This is a genomic window from Cupriavidus pauculus (assembly GCF_002858765.1).
Classification (GTDB): Bacteria; Pseudomonadota; Gammaproteobacteria; order Burkholderiales; family Burkholderiaceae; genus Cupriavidus; species Cupriavidus pauculus_B.
In genome coordinates this window covers 86556-103656 of the sequence record NZ_PJRP01000016.1, presented here as the reverse complement: position 1 = coordinate 103656, position 17101 = coordinate 86556, and the positions used below count along the sequence as shown (strand labels likewise).

Below are 17101 nucleotides of genomic sequence, written 5' to 3'. Positions count from 1 at the left end.
CGTGGAGGACACCTTCACCGTTCACGGATGCGTGGACACATCCGCGTATAGCTGCCGCATGAACGCCCGGAACACCGGGTTCATCACGTCGTCGTGGTTCCGGATGACATCGCCGTCCACCTGGATGTTCCAGACCATCGCATTGGGCAGCATGGCCCCGCCACTGTCCTGGGCCATCGTCAGGTAGCTGTCGCCGCAGAACGTCCGCGTCCAGCCGGGCTTCAGCAGATGGTCCGGCCCCAGATTCTGCTGAAAGAACGCGGCGGCGTTTTCCGCTTCGAGCTGCTTGTTCAGGCGCACCGCCTGGCCCAGGGCATCGCCATGCAGCACCTTCAGTTCGGCCTCCGACTTCCAGCCCGGGCACTGCGCGTTGTCCGCCTGGGCCGGGGTGCCGGCTTGCCCGGTGCCTGCTGCAGCCGGCGCCGGGCCGGGCGGGTGGGCACGTAGCCGGTGGGTCAGGTAGTGGTCGATATGACCCGGCGTCTTCTTCATGGCCGTGCCCTGCTCCGGCGTGGTATCGCGCTCGAACAGCGTATTGACGGAACGCCCGATCGGAAACGCGATGCCCGTGGCCCAGTCCTTGGTCGAGGTGACCGACACCAGCAACGGCGGCTGGAAGGTGGGCGGCGCGTAGCGCCGGGAGACATGGTAGAGCGCCTCGTAGCGCGACGCCTCGAAGGCGGGATTGATCAGCAGGATCATGTCCGCCGGCCGCTCCGGCGGGGCCGGCTTGGCACCGGGGCGGCCCAGGTCGCGCTGGGCGGTGAGCGATTCGATCAGCGACCCCGACATCGCCGCGTACAGGATCAGGCCGCCGAAGCTATGGCCGATCATCAGCGTGCGGATACGCGGGCGCTGGGGGCCGTGCTCGGATGATGCGCCGGTCTGTTCGAGCACAGGCGGCCTGACCGCCGCCGCTGGGGCGGGGGCCGCGCCCGGGGCCGCGTCGGGCGGCAGCTGGTTGTAGTACGTCCGCAGCGACCGCAATCGCGCGAACAGCTCGCGCGCTGACCCAATCGACACGCGCCGCGCGGCCTCCTTGCGCGCCCAGAACGTCAGGCTCAGCACGGGATCCGGGATCGCCCAGGACTTGCCCCGCCACCCCACATAGACACCCACCACCGTTCTCGGCTTGCCGCCGGGCCCTGCGCGGTCGCGCTCCTCGGCGCCGGCCGCTTCCAGCAAGGCACGGAATTCCTGCACATTGGCGTCATCGGCTTGCGCGTTGTGCTTCCAGCCGTGCACGAACACCACGATGCTCAGGTCCTGGTGCTGATCCAGCAGAAAGCGCAGCCGCGTCATCAGATGCTCGATCTGGTCCGTCGGGGCGAGCGACAGCGCGTCGGCAACCACCGGCGTCGGTACCGCATCGGGAAACAGCCAGCCCTGGTCGTCGAACTCGACGAAATGCAGTTCGTAGAGGTCTTTCACCGCTTCCGGCGAAACCTGGGCACATATCTCCGGCAGCGGCGCGGCACCCGTCGTGCCGATGCCTGGGCGCTGGCAGCTTTGGTCCTTGCCGAGATCCACCAGATGGGTGCGATAGGCGCTGTTGGGCGCGCAGGCGCAGAGCGCCAGCAGCGCCAGACCGCAGGCGACCCGGGCCGACCGCAGCACGCAGCCGCTAACCATTCTGGTCATTCGCGCCCGGTGCCGTTTTGAAATAATCGGCAAACGGCCATGCCTTCTTCAGGCCAGCTTCGTCCCCCACGTAGCAGTCGCGATCGGTGGCGGCCAGTCCGGCAAATGCGTGCGGCGCGGGCCCGAGCTTGCCGTCGGTGTATTGCCAGAGCGTGAAGTGCGGCCAGGTGTCAACGGGAATCCCCACTGGCTGGCTTCTGTACCGCGCGTACCAGAGCGGGCAATTCTTGAGGATGGGGTCGGCGCCATGTGCCTGCACGGCGTCGCGCAGCATGTTGCCGCCGTAGATCATTGGCCAGCGGCCGGTCTTGTCCCGGACGCGGGTCACGAAGTCATGGGCCTGTGCCAGCGTCATGTCCGGCCCGCTCGAACTGGGCTCGAAATCCAGACAGAACAGCGTGGCGCTGTTGTCCACCGTCGCATCGCCCACCTGCGTGGCCGCCAGGAAGTTCTCGGCCTGATCGGATGCCTGGCGGGCGCTGGAGAAGTGGTAGGCGCCCCACAGCAGTCCGGCGGCCAGGGCCTGCTGGCGACGCTGGCGGTAGAGCGGGTCCTGGAAGGTGGCGCCCTCGCTGGCCTTGTGGATGACCGCCCTGACCCCCGCATTTTTGGCCTTGACGGCATCGAAGTGGTTGTCGTGGTTGATATCGATGATCACATCGATCGATCCCGGCAGGGTTTCTGGCATCGCAAGCTCCCGATTCAGTGCAATCAAGCCACTGCGCAGCCGCTGGCAAGCCGCCTGACCAGCCGTACGCGTCGCGCACACCCGGGCCCCGCGAGGCCGCGCCGCCGGACGTTTGGCAAACAGCCATCGCTACCCGTTGGGAAGCATAGGCAACGGCTCGGGCAAACCCTCTCAGCCAGGTGGATGACTTCGTGTTGCCGATTATTGAAGGCTGAGTTACACGCGATTTCTCTCGCGAAGCCTGCCCGCCACGCCGGGTAGCGCGGCGGGCGTCGACGCCACTTTGAGAACGCTGTCGACAATGATTTGCATTGCCCGGCGAACGCGCGCCCGACCACACAGAATTTTGCGGAGGGTTAATGTCCTCTTAACGGTCCGGTGACACAGTGGCTTCCGCAAGGCGATGGCCAGATGGCGCCGACCGCAGGACGGGCGGCAGCATGCCTGATGGCCTCGCGGCAGGAACGGGTCGAGATCATCTCGCATGCGAGGGGACAAGCCATGAGCGCCGTCTGGACAGCTACCGCGGGCCGATTGCTGGTCGACGCCACCACGGTGTACGCGATCGTCGCGGCAAGCCTTGGGCGGCGCCACCCCGAGCCGTGCGCCCTGCCCCGCCGCTTCGCGCCAGTCTCGGTGCTCAAGCCGCTGTGCGGCGCCGAGCCACGCCTGTACGAAAACCTGGCCGGACTCTGCCGCCAGCAACACCCATGCTTCCAGCTGGTCTTTGGCGTCTGTGCCGACGACGACCCGGCCATCGGCGTCGTGCATCGGCTGCAGGCCGAGTTTCCGGATTGCGACATCGCGCTGGTCGTCGATTCGCGTGTCCACGGGCGCAATCCAAAGGTCAGCAACCTGATCAACCTCTACCGGGCCGCCCGCCACGCCCACCTGGTGATTGCCGACAGCGACATCGCGGTGCCGCCCGATTATCTGGAGCGTCTGGCCGGCCCGCTCGAAGATCCCCACGTCGGCGTGGTCACCTGCCTGTATCGCGGCCGCTCGGTCGACAACTTCTGGTCCCGGCTGGGCGCCGCGTTCATCGACGACTGGTTTGCGCCGTCGGTGCGCGTGGCCCATGCCGGCGGATCGCGACGCTTCGGCTTCGGCGCGACCCTAGCCCTGCGGCGCGACACGCTGAACGCCATCGGCGGCTTCCCGGCGCTGGCCAACCGCCTGGCGGACGACTTCTGGCTCGGCGAACTCACGCGCCAGTCGGGCTGGCAGACCGTGCTGTCCGAGGTGGTAGTGGAGACCGATGTCGTCGAAAGCAGCCTGCCTGCGCTGTGGCGTCACGAACTGCGGTGGCTGCGCACGATCCGGTCGCTGAGCGCCCCCGGTTTCTACTTCATGTTCCTGACGTTCACCTGGCCGATGCTGTTGCTGGGCTGCCTGCTGGCCCCTCTGCCGGTGGTGATTGTCATCGCCATGGCCGGTGCGCTGGCCCGATGCGCGGCGGCGGGCAGCCCTGGCAAGGCCCTGATGGCCCCGCTGCGCGATGCCCTGCTACTGCTCGAATGGGCGGCCGCGCTGGGCAATGGGCACGTGCATTGGCGCGGCCATGTGATGGCCACCGCCGATAGCCCCGATCTGCCGGGTACGACCGATGCCGCACGCCATGGGCGACGCCCTGACGGTGTCCCCCCATCCGCCTCTCCAGGATAAAACCCGATGAAAACGCTATTCCTGCAGGCCCCCTCCTACGACGGGTTCGATGGCGGCGCCGGGTCGCGCTACCAGGCCCGGCGCGAGATCAAGTCGTTCTGGTATCCCACATGGCTGGCGCAACCGGCCGCGCTGGTGCCAAACAGCCGCGTGCTCGATGCGCCGGCCGATGGCCTCGGTGTCCAGCAAACCCTGAACATCGCCGTCGACTATGACCTGGTCATCATCCATACCAGCACGCCGTCGTTTCCCACCGACGCCAGGTTCGCCGAGCAGCTCAAGGCGCGGCGCCCCGGCCTGATGATCGGCATGGTGGGCGCAAAGGCCGCCGTGGACCCCGGTGGCACGCTGTCGGCCACCACCGCCATCGATTTCGTGTGCCGCGAAGAGTTCGACTACACCTGCCAGGACGTGGCAGCCGGCAAGCCGCTGCCAGACATCGCCGGGCTCAGCTACCGCTTGCCGGACGGATCGATCGAGCACAACCCGCCGCGCCCGATGATCGAAAATATGGACGAACTGCCATTCGTCGCCCCGGTCTACAAGCGCGACCTGAAGATCCGGAACTACTTCATCGGCTACCTGCTGCATCCGTATGTATCGATCTACACCGGGCGCGGCTGCCGGTCGCGCTGTACGTTCTGCCTGTGGCCCCAGACCGTGGGCGGGCATCGGTACCGTACAAGGTCGGCGCAAAGCGTGATCGAGGAGGTCAGGTGGATCAAGGAGAACATGCCCGAAGTGCGCGAGATCATGTTCGACGATGACACGTTCACCGATTTCAGGCCGCGCGTGGAAGAGATTGCCCGGGGCCTGGGCCAGCTCGGCCTGCCCTGGTCGTGCAACGCCAAGGCCAATGTGCCTTACAGCACGCTCAAGATCATGAAGGACAACGGCCTTCGGCTGCTGCTGGTGGGCTACGAATCCGGCGACGATCAGATTCTTCTGAATATCAAGAAAGGGCTACGTACCGACATCGCCCGGCGCTTCACCGAAGACTGCCGCAAGCTTGGCATCCAGATCCACGGCACGTTCATTCTGGGGCTGCCCGGCGAGACACGCGAAACCATCGAAAAGACCATCTCCTACGCCAAGGACCTCAATCCCCATACGATCCAGGTGTCGCTGGCCGCGCCGTATCCTGGCACCGCGCTGTACCGGCAGGCCGTGGACAACGGCTGGCTCGAGGACAACAAGGTCATCCACCTGGTGAACGACCAGGGCGTGCAGCTGGCCGCCATCAGCTATCCGCACCTGAGCCGAGAAGAGATCTATCACGGTGTGGAAACGTTCTACCGGCGCTTCTATTTCCGGCCGGGCAAGATCTGGGAGATCGTCAGGGAGATGATGGGCAGCTGGAGCATGACGCGCCGGCGCCTGCGCGAAGGCGTGGAGTTTTTCCGGTTCCTGCACTCGCACGAGGCCTGAGACCATGGCCCGCCGCCGGATGCTGATCGTGACGGCCGACGACTTCGGCCTGCATGCGGACGTCAACGAGGCCGTGGAACGCGCGCATTGCGAGGGCATTCTCAATGCCGCCAGCCTGATGGTCGGGGCGCCGGCCACGGCCGATGCCGTCTCGCGTGCGCACCGGCTGCCCGCGCTGCACGTGGGCCTGCACCTGGTGCTGGCCGATGGCTGGTCCACCCTGCCGTGGGAATCGATTCCCGACCTGGTCGATATCGATGGCCGTTTTGGGGATGCCATGGTGCGCGATGGGGTGCGCCTGGCCCTGTACCCGGCGCTGCGCACCCAGCTGGCCGCCGAGATCCGCGCCCAGTTCGAGGCCTTCGCGCGTACCGGCCTGCCGCTTGACCACGTGAACGCGCACAAGCACTTTCATCTGCATCCCACCGTGCTGGGGCTGATCCTGCGCATCGGCCGCGACTACGGGCTACGCGCCATGCGGCTGCCGCGCGAAGCCAACGGGCCCCTGTTCCTGCGCCCGTGGCTGGCCTTGCTGCATCGGCGGCTGGACCGCGCCGGCATTGCGCACAACGATTTCGTGTGCGGGTTGTCGTCCAGCGGGGCGATGGACGAAGCCGCGATGCTTGCGGCGCTCGATCGGCTGCCGCACGGCGTGGTGGAGATCTATTGCCATCCGGCTGTCAGCTCGGGCGCACGGATCGGCGCATCGATGGCGGGCTATCGGCATACCGACGAACTGGCGGCGCTGTTGTCGCCCCGCGTGCGCGCAGCCGCCGAACGCGTCGCCCCCCGGCGCGGCGGCTTTGCAGACCTGCTCGCAGCATGACACTGAAACGCGTGGCGTTGCCGGGGGCGCTGGCCGGACTGCTGATCCTCGCCGCCGTGGTGTCCCGGGCGGACTTTTCCGAAGTTGGGGACATGCTGGTGCGCGCCGGCTGGCCATTGCTGTGGCTGGTGCCGATCCACCTGGCCGCCTTGTGGCTCGACGCACGCGGATGGCGCGTACTGCTGGCCCCGGCCGATCCCGCCGCCCGGGCCGGTACGAATTTCCTGCTATGGGTTGCCACCGTGCGCGAGGCCGTCACGCGGCTGCTGCCAAGCGCGGGCATCGGCGGCGAGATCGTCGGCATCCGCCTGGCGTGGCGCCGCGTGCCCGACGGCAGCGCCGTCACGGCCAGCGTGGTGATCGAGGTCATGGTGACGATGTTCGCGCACTACCTGTTCGCGCTGGCCGGCGTGCTGCTGCTGTTCTCCACGACACCCCTTACCGAACACGGCGTACTGATCGGGATCGGACTGCTCCTGTCGCTGCCGGTGCCCGCGCTGTTTGCCTGGGCGTTGCGGCACGGCGCGTGGTTCGCACGGCTCGAAGCGGTCGCGCGCCGCATCCTGGGTCATGAGCACCGCCTGGTGTCACACATCGATGGCAAGCGGCTGGACGCGCAGATTCGGGCGCTGTGCCGGCGCGGACGCACGCTGTGCAGCACGCTGGCCTGGCAGCTTGCCGGCCTGGCCGTGGGCACGCTGGAAGTCTGGTGGGGCCTGTCGCTGCTGGGCCATCCCGTGAGCTTTGGTGCGGCGCTGGCTATCGAGGCGCTGACGCTGGCCGCCCGCCAGATGGCGTTCTTCATTCCCGCCGGCCTGGGCGTGCAGGAAGCCGTGCTCGTGGTGCTGGGCACCGGCCTGGGCATCGCGCCGCAGACGTCGCTGGCGCTGGCCCTGCTGAAACGCGCACGGGAACTGGCGTTCGGCGTACCGGCCCTGCTGTCGTGGCAATGGGCCGAATGGCGCAGCCTGCGGAAGGTTTAGACGCCAGGTCTAGCGCAAGGCCTGCTGCCCTTGTCGATCCGCTGGCGCGCCATTCGGCCTGCCTCGCGCGCTTCAGCGTGCCTGCCTGACCCATTCCCCGATCGCGTCGAGCAGCAGCCCCGAGCCATGCTCGCGCGACCCCGCATCGTCGTAGCCGTCCAGGAAGGCGCCATGCTCGGTCAGCGTCAGTTGCGTGCCCTGCCCCACGGCCTTCAGCTCGAAGACGGCCAGCGACACCGAAATCTTGCGTTCGCCCATGTGCATCTCGTAGCTGTAGACCAGCCGCTCGTTCGGAATCACGTCGAAGTACACGGCGTCGAACGTCGACACCAGGCCGTTCTCCCATTTGCCTTGCAGATGCTCGCGGCCACCGGGCCGCACGTCCATGGCGCGCGACACGGTCTGGTAGCCCGGGCCGCCCTGGAACCACTGGGCCTTGGCCGCCGGGTCGCTGAGCGCGCGGAACACCAGGGCCGGCGGGGCATCGTAAGTCCGCGAAATGGAGAACGTGCCATGGGCCACCGAGCGCGGTGGCGCTTCGGCGACGATGCGCGCCACTTCCTGCTCCAGGCGGTCCAGCGTCTGCTTCCAGCCTTCCTCGGCGCCACGCGTGAACTCCCCGGCCGATGGGTCGAGCCAGGTGTAGTCCTGCGTGACCGTCATCTCGGTGCCGCCGCAGACGGTTTCAAAACCGACCGCCGTCAGTGCGTTGAACAGCGGCTTGCCGTCGACGGTGACCACCGTCATGTCGATCACCAGCCGCGAGTGCGGCATGACCTCGACGAAGTGACCCCGGATCCAGTGCTCGAACTCGCCGCCTTGCGACCGCATGCACAGGTCGAACTTGCCGCCCGGGCGGAATTCGATCTCGCAGGCCGGCACGGTGAAGCCCTGCGGGCAGAACCAGTGCATCAGGTGCCCGGCCGTGCTCCAGGCCTTGAAGACCAGGTCGCGCGGGGCATTGAATGCGCGCGAGACGGTCAGCCGGTGCGGCGCGGGCGATTGCCCTGACGACTGGCCGGATGATTGGCCGGACGGTTCGGCGGACGGTTGGGTTGACTGAGCCGTATCAGTCTTCGTTGCGGTCGCGGGTGCCATCGGATGCTGCCTCCTTCTTCATGGTTTCCAGGTATTCGCCCAGGCGGTCGAAATGGCCTTCCCACTCGGCGCGGCGGGCGCTGATCCACTGCTCTGCCTCGCTCAGCGCATTGGGCGCCATGCGGCAGGTGCGTACCCGCCCGACCTTCTCGGTGCTGACCAGGCCAGCCTGTTCCAGCACCGACAGGTGCTGCATCACCGCCGGCAACGACATCGCCAGCGGCTTGGCCAGGTCCGACACCGACAGCGGCCCGCGTGCCAGTTGCGCGAGCATCGTGCGCCGCGTGGTGTCGGCCAGGGCCTGGAAGGTGGCGTCGAGAGGATCGAAATAGTTAAGCATGTCCTTTAGTATAGAGACGCGCGACAGTTAAGCAAGAACTTTAGTAATGAGTCTGCGGGAAGGCCGACGCGGCTTGGCGTGCTACGGCCGCAGCGTGGGGATGCGCGCCATGACTTCGGCCAATTCCGGACAAGGCTTCAACTGGTCGATCAGCCATTGCACCGAATCCGCCAGCTTGTCGGGGTCGTAGTCTGTCGAAAAGCTGTGCAGCGTGGCGCCGTGCAGGAACAGCCGCAGGGCCAGCAGTTCTGGGTCGGGCGAGGTCGCGGGGTCATAGCCGAACAACTGAACTGGCACCTGGGCCAGCAACGGGCCTACCGCGTCGGCCAGCCGCCGGTCGCCGCGCGAGGCCATCCAGACTTCGAGGATGGCCAGCGAGGTATGGCGCTGGCGCCGGTGAACCAGGGTGTGGAGCATCAGATGCAGCCGCACGCGCGGTGCCATCGGCCCGAGCATTGTCAGCTTGTTCGCTTCGGTGTCGAGCAGGCTGGCCACCATGGCCGGCAGCAGGTCGTAGCGCCCTTCCGGAAACTGGTGCCGCAGCGATCCCCGGCTGATGCCGGCAATTTCGCAGACGCGGGCCTCGCCGAAGGCGGCATAGCCTTGCTCGATCAGCAATGTGGTGGCGGCATCGATCAGCGCCTGTCTTGTGGACGCGCTTCGTTCGGCTTGGGTGGGCATGCCACGGATTGTAACGACAACGTCATTGCGCCGAGTTGCGGGGTCAACCGTCTTTCGGCTTGTCATAAAACAAACATACAAGTTTGTTTATATCTGGGCCGCGCGATTGCCGCGCCGTCCAAGAGCCATTGGGCGGCTGCGCGCGCCCACCCACAACAACAAGGAAATCTACATGTTCAAGCACCCCCGCTCGCGCTGGCTGGCCGCGCTGGTTGCGGCAGGCGCGGCGCTGGCCGTGGCCGGCTGCGGCTCCGACGACAGCAAGTCCGCAGCCACCACCACCCCGGCCGTGACCACCCCGGCGCCCAAGACGATCCAGTCGGTTCGCCACGTGTTCGTGATCACGCTGGAGAACGAGAACTACGCCACCACGTTCGCCGACACCTCCAAGGCCCCTTACCTGTCGAAGACGCTGGTCAGCCAGGGCGCGCATCTGCAGCAGTACTTCGGCACCACGCACGTGAGCCTGGGCAACTACATCGCCATGATCAGCGGCCAGTCGGTCACCGCCGACACGCAGATGGACTGCATGGTCTACAAGGACTTCACGCTGTCCGGCATGGGCGACCATGGCCAGGCCATCGGCACCGGCTGCGTCTACCCGGCATCGGTCAAGACCCTGCCCGACCAGCTCAAGTCCGCCAACCTGACGTGGCGCGGGTACATGGAAGACATGGGCAACGATCCGTCGCGCGAAAGCGCTGCCTGCGGCCACCCCACGCTGAACACCACGGACGGCACGCAATCGGCCCAGGCCGCCACCGCCGGTGGCCTGCCGGCTGACCAGTACGCGACGCGCCACAACCCGTTCATGTACTTCCACTCGATCACCGATTCGCCAGATTGCGCGACCAACGTCGTCAACCTGACCAAGCTGACCGATGACCTGAAGTCGATCGACGCCACGCCCAATTTCACGTTCATCACGCCCAACCTCTGCAACGACGGCCACGACGGCGGCAGCGCATCGTCCAAATGCGTGAACGGCGATCCGGGCGGCCTGGAATCGGCCGACGCGTTCCTGAAGAAGTGGGTGCCGTTGATCATGGCGTCGCCGGCGTATCAGCAGGACGGCCTGATCATCATCAACTTCGATGAAAGCTCGTACGCCACGCAGGCGCTCGACACGTCGACCACGCCGCCGTCCCTGACGATGACGTTCTCGGGCAATACGTGCTGCGGCCAGCAGGCCGGCCCGAACGTGCCGGCGTCGACCTTCCCGGTGACGCAGAGCTTCCCGGCATCGGTGTCGCACTACCCGTACGACATCAACCTGGTGACGCAAAGCTACGGCGGCGACCGCACCGGCGCCGTGCTGCTGTCGCCGTTCATCAAGCCGGGCACGGTGTCCACCACCGCGTACAACCACTACGCGATGCTGAAGACGCTGGAAGACATCTTCGGCATCAAGGAATACCTGGGCTACGCCAGCCAGGAAGGCCTGGTCCCGTTCGGCGCCGACATCTTCACCAACCTCTGATCGAGGCCCGGCCGCCTGTCTGCGATGTGCGGGCGGCCTGATGCCTGATACCCGATTTCCCCGATGCCGCCGCGGGCTTGCCCCGCGGCGATCCGCGTTGCCGACATGACTCCGAATTCCGCACTTGCGTCCCTGCTTGCGCCCTGGCTTGCGCCCCGCCGTGCGCCGATCCTGGCCGCCGCGCTGCTCGCCCTGGGCCTGCTGGCCGGCTGCCAGCCGAAGCAGGACGCGCATGCCCCCGGCGTGCCCGCCACCTTGCCCACGCCCGATGCCGCCACGCTGGCGCGCCTGGGCAAGGCCATGTTCTTCGATACCACGCTGTCGGCATCGGGCCGCCAGTCGTGCGCGAGTTGTCACGACCCCGACCACGGCTACGGGCCGCCCAACAGGCTGGCGGTACAACTGGGCGGCCCGCAGGGCGATCGCCAGGGCAAGCGTGCCACGCCGGGGCTGGCCTATACGCTCAACGCCACGCCGATCTGGACGCACGTGCAGGCCGCCAGCGTCAGCGAGCGCCTGACCGAGACCGACAACCCGCCCAAGGGCGGCCTGATGTGGGACGGTCGCTTCAACAGCCTGCACGATCAGGCCGGCGCCCCGCTGCTCGATCCCGACGAAATGGCCAACGGCAGCCGTGCCGACGTGGTGGCCAGGCTGGCCCGCGCGGCCTACGCCGACGACTTTCGCGCCGCCTTCGGCCAGGCCGTGTTCGACGATACGGATCGTGCCTTCGACGCCGCCACGCGCGCGCTGGAGCGCTTCGAGCTTGATGATCCCAGCTTCCGCCGCTTCGACAGCAAGTTCGACGCCTACCTCGATGGCAAAGCCGCGCTCAGCGCCGCCGAACTGCGCGGGCTGAAGCTGTTCGCCGACCCGGCCAAGGGCAACTGCGCGGCCTGCCATCTGATGGACAAGCGCGCCGATGGCTCGCATCCACTGTTCACCGATTTCCAGTTCGCCGCCCTGGGCGTGCCGCGCAATCCCGGCATCGCTGCCAATGCCGATCCGGCGTACTTCGACCTTGGACTGTGCGGCCCCCGCCGGACCGACCAGATCCAGCGCGCCGACTACTGCGGCATGTTCAAGACGCCGACGCTGCGCAATACGGCCAGGCGCGGTGCCTGGTTCCACAACGGGCGCTTTCACAGCCTGGAAGATGCGGTGCGCTTCTACGTCGAGCGCGACCTGAAGCCGGCGAAGTGGTACAGCCGGAACAACAAGGGGCAGACCGTCCTGTATGACGACCTGCCCCCTGCCATGCGCCGCTACGTCGACCACTTCGATCCGCCTTTTGACCGCCAGCCAGGCGCACGGCCGGCGCTGAACGATGCCGAAATCCGCGATGTGGTGGCCTTCCTGAAGACGCTGGACGACGGCTACGCGGCGCCCGCAGTCGTCAGTTCCCGCTAACCGCGCTGGCCCCGCTGGCGGCCGCGCCCACCTTCTCTACCGGCGGCGGCGCCCAGCGGTTTTCCATGATGGCCGCCTTGGGCCAGTAGGCGCGAATGAACAGCTCGAAGTCGCCGCTTGGCGCGGGTAGCCAGTTGGCCACCTTGTCGGCGGCCGGCTTGCTGGTCTGTACGTAGATCGTCAGGGAGCCGTCCGGGTTGAAGACCAGATCCTTGTTCTTGGTGCCCAGCGAATAGCGCTTGATCTCGTTCGGCGCGAAAAAGTGGGCGCCATCGTAGAGCGTCAGGGACCAGAAGCCGTTGACGGGCGGCAAACCGTCCTTGGGGAACGTGATCGTGTACGCGTTGGCGCCATTGAGCCGCGCCTTGCCCGCGTCGAATTCCTGGCCAAAGTACGCCGACTCGCGGCGCGGGTTGACGAAGATGTTGGCCTTGGCGGCCGCGGCGCGGCTGTAGTAGTCAGTGCCGAACTCGGCGCCGTTCATTGGCGCCACCCAGCCATTGCCCACCGTCACGCCGGCATTCGCATACCGGTGCATCTCCGGCATCATCTCCTTGTCGGCCTCGATGGCGGCCTGCGCCAGCGCGTCGGCAACGGCCGGGTCCTTGGCGGCGGCATCGACCAGCGACTGGAACCAGCCATACAGTGCTTCTTCGCCCCGCTGCGGCGGCACTTCCTTCAGGATGACGGGCAGTTCCTTGAAGAAGGCCTCCGGCTTGACCCACTGCGTCTCGCCGCCGCTACCCTGCTTGCCGCCTGCCGGGTCCGACAGCCTGGGCAGCTTCGTCCAATCCTTCGTCTTCATCTTGCCGTCGTACTCGCTGAGCGGATAGGCCATCACCTGGCTCAGCAGCGGCCGGATGGCCTGGCGGTCCTGCGCGGTATCGTCCAGGAACGCACGCGGGATGATGTAGGCGATGTTGGTCGGCGAGCGGTACACCCCCCGGATACCCTTGGGGGTCTTGCCCTTCCAGTTCGGCCCCACCACCATGTAGAAACCCGGCTTGGAGCGTACATCCTGCCCGCGCCGCCAAGCGTATCGGTGCGCTGGTCGCCAAGCTGGTACACCCAGAAGCGGTTGCCGAAGTCCGGCACCTGGAACACGGCCGGCTCCTTTTCCAGCGAGAAGATGCCGAAGCCGTAGGCCACATCCTGGTTCGGCGTGGCCACGGCACGTTCCTCGGGCTCGATATAGTCGACCAGCATGGTCAGCCGGTTCAATGGGGCCACCGGCAGCACGCCATCGCCCAGGCCGTTCTCGGGCACCTTCGAGAACACCAGGTGCCGGTTGTGGATATTCACCATGGGCCAGCCCCAGATGTACGCCGCCTTGGCCACGGTCTTGATATAGGACTTGGGCATATTGGCGCCGGCAACGGGGCCCGAGGGCAGCTTGGCCGTGGCTGCCGTCGCGGGCTCGGCAGCAGCCGGTGCCATCGGCGCGGCGACGCAGGCGGCAAGGACGGCGGCGGCAATCAGGGGGCGGGTCAGTGTCGAACGGAGGCAGGCCATGGCGACGGAATCATCCTGGAGGGAAAGCCCTATGCTCGCCCGCCCCTCGCCGCGCTGGATATTCAAACTTTTCGGCAGACGATCTAAACATTACCGGCGATGCCAGACGCTCAGCGGATCGTCGAACGCCGGCGTAGCGGCATCGTCGCCCTTGTCGGCCAAGGGCTCTGCGGCCATCCGCATCGCCACGGCCCGTGCGTGCAATTTGTCCAGGCAGCGCGAGAACACCTCGGCCTCTGCGGCGTCCAGGCAGCCGGCCAGCTCGCGGTTGAAATCGCGCGCCCGGGCAAACGCGGCGGCGTAGACCGATTCGCCCGCTTCGGTCAGCGTGAACGCCGCCGCGCGCCGGTCTGCCGCCTGCGCGGTCTTGCGCACCAGGCCTCTTTCCATCAGCGCATGCACGGCGCGGCTGGCCAGCACCTTGTCCAGTCCCGCGCTGGCGGCCAGTTCGGTCAGTCGGGTGCCCGGCTGCTCGCCCAGGAACGCCAGCATGCGCCATTCGCGCCGGCTGACCCCGGCCGCCGCGCGCAGGTGCAGGCCGCTGGCCGACATGGCCACGCGGCTCAGGTGATAGAGCCGGTAATTGACGAAATCCACCAGGCGAGCGGGCGCCTGCAGTGTCCCCAAGGCGCCTTCCGGATTGGCTTGCGGCATGAATAGTTGATTTTGTTAACTAACAGGTCCGATGCTAGCGTGCCGGACACACTGATAACAATCGAAACTTCGTCCTAGGAGACATCGCGTGATCCGCCCCACCTGCTCCAGCCGCCCCGCCCGAATCGCGCGACCCGCCGGCCGCATGGCGCTCGGCACCCTGGCCTGCCTGGCCGCCACACTCGTCTGCAGCCCCACCTTCGCCCAGAGCGACAAACCGCTGCGCATTCTGGTGGGCTACCCGGCCGGTGGCACCGCCGACCTGGCGGCGCGACTGGTGGGCGACAAGCTCCGTGAAGAACTCAAGCAGACGGTTGTCGTCGAGAACAAGCCCGGCGCAGGCGGCCGGCTGGTGATGGACTACGCGAAATCGCTGCCCGGCGACGGCAACACGCTGATCCTGGCCAATTCGGCCGTGATGACGATCGCGCCGCTGGCCTACCGCAAGCTCAACTACGACGTGGCGCGCGATTTCGTACCCGTGGCGCAGGTGGCCAACTTCCAGCTGGCGCTGGCGGCGGGGCCCGGCACACCGGCAAAGACCTTCAAGGACTATGTCACCTGGCTCAAGGCCGACGCCACGCACGGTGCCTACGCGTCGCCCGCACCGGGCAGCATTCCCCATTTCTTCGGCCTGATGATCGGAAAGCAGGTTGGCGTGCCGATGCTGCATGTGCCGTTCAACGGCTCCGCACCGCTGATGACGGCGCTGGCGGGCGGCCAGGTGCCAGCTTCGGTCGATACACTGGCCGACCTGACCGAAATGCACCGCGCCGGCAAGATCCGCGTGCTGGCCACCTCTGGCATCCAGCGCTCGGCCGTGCTGCCCGATGTGCCGACGTTCACCGAACTGGGCTACAAGGACATCGCGGGCGTGGGCCGCTATGGCTTTCTGGCGCCCTCGGCTGGCGCGTCGCGCGCCGTGATCGACCGGCTCAGCGCCGCCGTCGTGCGCGCCGTGGAATCGCCAGATGTCCAGGAGAAATTTCTGAAACTGGGACTGGAGCCGCAGCCGGGCAACGCCAGCACGTGGGCCAAGGTCCTGGTGATGGACAACCAGCGCTGGGAGCCGGTGGTCAAGGCGTCTGGCTTTGTCGGTGACTAAGAAAACCAAGGAAACGACGATGTCCATCCGCAATGTGCTGTTCATCATGTGCGACCAGTTGCGTCGCGACCACCTGGGCTGCTATGGCCATCCCACGCTGCGCACCCGCAATATCGACGCGCTGGCGGCGCGCGGCGTGCGCTTCGACAACGCCTTTGTGACGTCTGGCGTCTGCGGGCCGAGCCGCATGAGTTTCTACACGGGCCGCTACGTCAGCAGCCACGGCGCCACCTGGAACCGCGTACCGCTGTCCGTCGGCGAAATCACGCTGGGCGAATACCTGAAGGACAGCGGCCGCGCGCTGGCCCTGGCCGGCAAGACCCATGTGATGCCCGACAACGCCAACCTGAAGCGGCTGCATCTGGACGGCGGCACGGAACTGGAAACCCTGCTGCGCAACGGCCACTTCATCGAGGTGGACCGCCACGATGGCCACCACGCCGAGCCGCACAGCGCCTACGCCAACTGGCTCCGCGCCCAGGGCTACGACAGCCGCGATCCGTGGACCGACTATGTCATCAGCGCCCAGGCGCCGAACGGCGAGATCGTCTCGGGCTGGCAGATGCGCAACGCAGGCCTGCCGGCGCGCGTGGCCGAGCCGCATTCGGAAACGGCCTATACCGTCGACCGCGCGATGGACTATATCGCCGACCGGGGCGACGATCCGTGGGTGCTGCACTTGTCCCTGGTCAAGCCGCACTGGCCCTACCTGGCCCCGGCGCCGTACCACAACGCCTATTCGCTCGACGACTGCCTGCCGCTGCAGCGCGACGACGCCGAACTCGACGACCCCCATCCGGTGGTCGACGCGTACCGCACCCAAGAGGAATGCGTCAATTTCATGCGCAAGGAGGTGTCGGACACCGTGCGACCGGCCTACCAGGGCCTGATCCAGCAGATCGACGACCGGCTCGGCCAGCTTTGGGAACTGCTGGCGCGCACCGGCCGCTGGAACGACACGCTCGTGGTCTTCACGGCCGACCACGGCGACTTCCTGGGCGACCACTGGCTGGGCGAGAAGGAGCAGTTTTACGACACGGTCCAGAACATTCCGCTGATCGTCTATGACCCGTCGCCCGAGGCCAACGCCACGCGCGGGGTGGCCGACGCCCGCATGGTGTCGGCCGTCGATGTGGTGCCGACGGTGCTCGATGGCCTTGGCCTGCCGGCCTTCGACCACCGGGTGGAAGGCCGCTCGCTGCTGGACCTGACGCGCGGACGCGGTGGCGAAACCGCCTCCTGGCGCGATTTCGTGGTATCGGAACTCGACTTCGGCTATCGTGGCGCCCGCGTGGCGCTGGGCCGGCAGCCGGGCGAATGCCGGGCGTGGATGGTGCGTGATGCGCGCTGGAAGTACGTGTACTGGCAGGGATTTCGCCCGCAATTGTTCGATCTGGCGAACGATCCGTCCGAATTCGTCGATCTCGGCGCTGATCCGGGCCACGAGGCCGTGCGCAGCCGCATGCGCGGCCAGTTGCTGGACTGGTTCTGCTCGCTGAAGCCGCGCGTCACGGTCAGCAACGCCGAAGTGGCGGCCAAGACCAACGTATACAAACAGGCCGGGGTGTTCTTCGGGGTCTGGTAACAGGC

15 protein-coding genes and 1 pseudogene are annotated in these 17101 nt (G+C 67.0%); 8 read left to right on the top strand and 8 right to left on the bottom strand.

Translation table 11 applies throughout. The annotated features are described in order from the left end of the window. Positions 1-21: 21 nt before the first annotated feature. Positions 22-1641, bottom strand: coding sequence for a hypothetical protein (locus CYJ10_RS26170; protein ID WP_146002122.1), 1620 nt, complete (start codon positions 1639-1641; stop codon positions 22-24). Next, positions 1625-2329, bottom strand: a complete 705-nt coding sequence (locus tag CYJ10_RS26165) for a glycoside hydrolase family 25 protein (protein ID WP_101684356.1) — start codon at positions 2327-2329, stop codon at positions 1625-1627. The genes CYJ10_RS26170 and CYJ10_RS26165 overlap by 17 nt, the downstream gene beginning before the upstream one ends. Before the next feature lie 501 nt (positions 2330-2830). Here CYJ10_RS26165 and hpnI point away from each other — a divergent pair. From hpnI to CYJ10_RS26145, 4 genes are read left to right on the top strand one after another with little or no spacing between them, the layout of a single operon-like run. After that, a complete protein-coding gene (gene hpnI / locus CYJ10_RS26160) occupies positions 2831-3994 on the top strand; it encodes a bacteriohopanetetrol glucosamine biosynthesis glycosyltransferase HpnI (protein ID WP_101684355.1) in 1164 nt (387 codons plus the stop codon). Positions 3995-4000: 6 nt separating this feature from the next. Next, positions 4001-5422, top strand: a complete 1422-nt coding sequence (gene hpnJ / locus CYJ10_RS26155; RefSeq protein WP_101684354.1) for a hopanoid biosynthesis associated radical SAM protein HpnJ — start codon at positions 4001-4003, stop codon at positions 5420-5422. Between the two features lie 19 nt (positions 5423-5441). Further along, positions 5442-6248 (top strand): hopanoid biosynthesis-associated protein HpnK, encoded by an 807-nt coding sequence (gene hpnK / locus CYJ10_RS26150; protein WP_374703312.1) that lies wholly within the window; start codon positions 5442-5444, stop codon positions 6246-6248. Positions 6249-6250: 2 nt separating this feature from the next. Then, positions 6251-7231, top strand: a complete 981-nt coding sequence (locus CYJ10_RS26145) for a lysylphosphatidylglycerol synthase domain-containing protein (protein WP_101684421.1) — start codon at positions 6251-6253, stop codon at positions 7229-7231. A gap of 72 nt (positions 7232-7303) precedes the next feature. On the opposite strand, the gene CYJ10_RS26140 is transcribed toward CYJ10_RS26145, so the two are convergent. The 3 genes from CYJ10_RS26140 to CYJ10_RS26130 all read right to left on the bottom strand — a co-directional run bounded on the left by CYJ10_RS26140 (position 7304) and on the right by CYJ10_RS26130 (position 9350). Next, positions 7304-8329: an SRPBCC family protein gene (locus CYJ10_RS26140; RefSeq protein ID WP_101684352.1), complete on the bottom strand. Its 1026-nt coding sequence runs from the start codon at positions 8327-8329 to the stop codon at positions 7304-7306. Then, positions 8301-8669: an ArsR/SmtB family transcription factor gene (locus CYJ10_RS26135; RefSeq protein ID WP_101684351.1), complete on the bottom strand. Its 369-nt coding sequence runs from the start codon at positions 8667-8669 to the stop codon at positions 8301-8303. Before CYJ10_RS26135 ends, CYJ10_RS26140 begins: the two co-directional genes overlap by 29 nt. Positions 8670-8750: 81 nt before the next feature. Further along, positions 8751-9350 (bottom strand): TetR/AcrR family transcriptional regulator, encoded by a 600-nt coding sequence (locus CYJ10_RS26130; RefSeq protein ID WP_101684350.1) that lies wholly within the window; start codon positions 9348-9350, stop codon positions 8751-8753. Positions 9351-9522: 172 nt separating this feature from the next. On the opposite strand from CYJ10_RS26130, the gene CYJ10_RS26125 reads away from it, so the two are divergent. Together CYJ10_RS26125 and CYJ10_RS26120 are read left to right on the top strand one after the other, a co-directional pair. Then, on the top strand, positions 9523-10830 hold the full coding sequence (locus CYJ10_RS26125) for an alkaline phosphatase family protein (protein WP_101684349.1): 1308 nt from the start codon (positions 9523-9525) through the stop codon (positions 10828-10830). Positions 10831-10935: 105 nt separating this feature from the next. Further along, complete coding sequence (locus tag CYJ10_RS26120; protein ID WP_101684348.1) at positions 10936-12240, top strand: cytochrome-c peroxidase; 1305 nt, start codon at positions 10936-10938, stop codon at positions 12238-12240. Here CYJ10_RS26120 and CYJ10_RS34975 read toward each other — a convergent pair. The 3 genes and pseudogenes from CYJ10_RS34975 to CYJ10_RS26110 form a co-directional block, all read right to left on the bottom strand. After that, complete coding sequence (locus CYJ10_RS34975; RefSeq protein WP_257993549.1) at positions 12227-12724, bottom strand: DUF1214 domain-containing protein; 498 nt, start codon at positions 12722-12724, stop codon at positions 12227-12229. The two genes, CYJ10_RS26120 and CYJ10_RS34975, sit on opposite strands and share 14 nt — an antisense overlap. Positions 12725-13126: 402 nt before the next feature. Then, positions 13127-13446: pseudogene (locus CYJ10_RS34970) on the bottom strand (DUF1254 domain-containing protein); the annotation flags it as partial. A 396-nt stretch (positions 13447-13842) separates the two neighbouring features. Continuing rightward, entirely contained in the window at positions 13843-14406 is a 564-nt protein-coding gene (locus CYJ10_RS26110; RefSeq protein ID WP_101684347.1) for a MarR family winged helix-turn-helix transcriptional regulator, read from the bottom strand. Between the two features lie 145 nt (positions 14407-14551). On the opposite strand from CYJ10_RS26110, the gene CYJ10_RS26105 reads away from it, so the two are divergent. After that, positions 14552-15511, top strand: a complete 960-nt coding sequence (locus tag CYJ10_RS26105) for a Bug family tripartite tricarboxylate transporter substrate binding protein (protein WP_101684346.1) — start codon at positions 14552-14554, stop codon at positions 15509-15511. Between the two features lie 19 nt (positions 15512-15530). Next, positions 15531-17096, top strand: a complete 1566-nt coding sequence (locus tag CYJ10_RS26100; protein ID WP_101684345.1) for a sulfatase-like hydrolase/transferase — start codon at positions 15531-15533, stop codon at positions 17094-17096. Positions 17097-17101: the final 5 nt, after the last annotated feature.

What these genes read in the sequence shown, in the direction of transcription:
- CYJ10_RS26170 (WP_146002122.1), bottom strand. Translation starts at nt 1,641, where the DNA reads ATGACCAGAATGGTTAGCGGCTGCGTGCTGCGGTCGGCCCGGGTCGCC.
- CYJ10_RS26165 (WP_101684356.1), bottom strand. Translation starts at nt 2,329, where the DNA reads ATGCCAGAAACCCTGCCGGGATCGATCGATGTGATCATCGATATCAAC.
- hpnI (WP_101684355.1), top strand. Translation starts at nt 2,831, where the DNA reads ATGAGCGCCGTCTGGACAGCTACCGCGGGCCGATTGCTGGTCGACGCC.
- hpnJ (WP_101684354.1), top strand. Translation starts at nt 4,001, where the DNA reads ATGAAAACGCTATTCCTGCAGGCCCCCTCCTACGACGGGTTCGATGGC.
- hpnK (WP_374703312.1), top strand. Translation starts at nt 5,442, where the DNA reads ATGCTGATCGTGACGGCCGACGACTTCGGCCTGCATGCGGACGTCAAC.
- CYJ10_RS26140 (WP_101684352.1), bottom strand. Translation starts at nt 8,329, where the DNA reads ATGGCACCCGCGACCGCAACGAAGACTGATACGGCTCAGTCAACCCAA.
- CYJ10_RS26135 (WP_101684351.1), bottom strand. Translation starts at nt 8,669, where the DNA reads ATGCTTAACTATTTCGATCCTCTCGACGCCACCTTCCAGGCCCTGGCC.
- CYJ10_RS26130 (WP_101684350.1), bottom strand. Translation starts at nt 9,350, where the DNA reads ATGCCCACCCAAGCCGAACGAAGCGCGTCCACAAGACAGGCGCTGATC.
- CYJ10_RS26125 (WP_101684349.1), top strand. Translation starts at nt 9,523, where the DNA reads ATGTTCAAGCACCCCCGCTCGCGCTGGCTGGCCGCGCTGGTTGCGGCA.
- CYJ10_RS26120 (WP_101684348.1), top strand. Translation starts at nt 10,936, where the DNA reads ATGACTCCGAATTCCGCACTTGCGTCCCTGCTTGCGCCCTGGCTTGCG.
- CYJ10_RS34975 (WP_257993549.1), bottom strand. Translation starts at nt 12,724, where the DNA reads ATGAACGGCGCCGAGTTCGGCACTGACTACTACAGCCGCGCCGCGGCC.
- CYJ10_RS26110 (WP_101684347.1), bottom strand. Translation starts at nt 14,406, where the DNA reads ATGCCGCAAGCCAATCCGGAAGGCGCCTTGGGGACACTGCAGGCGCCC.
- CYJ10_RS26105 (WP_101684346.1), top strand. Translation starts at nt 14,552, where the DNA reads ATGGCGCTCGGCACCCTGGCCTGCCTGGCCGCCACACTCGTCTGCAGC.
- CYJ10_RS26100 (WP_101684345.1), top strand. Translation starts at nt 15,531, where the DNA reads ATGTCCATCCGCAATGTGCTGTTCATCATGTGCGACCAGTTGCGTCGC.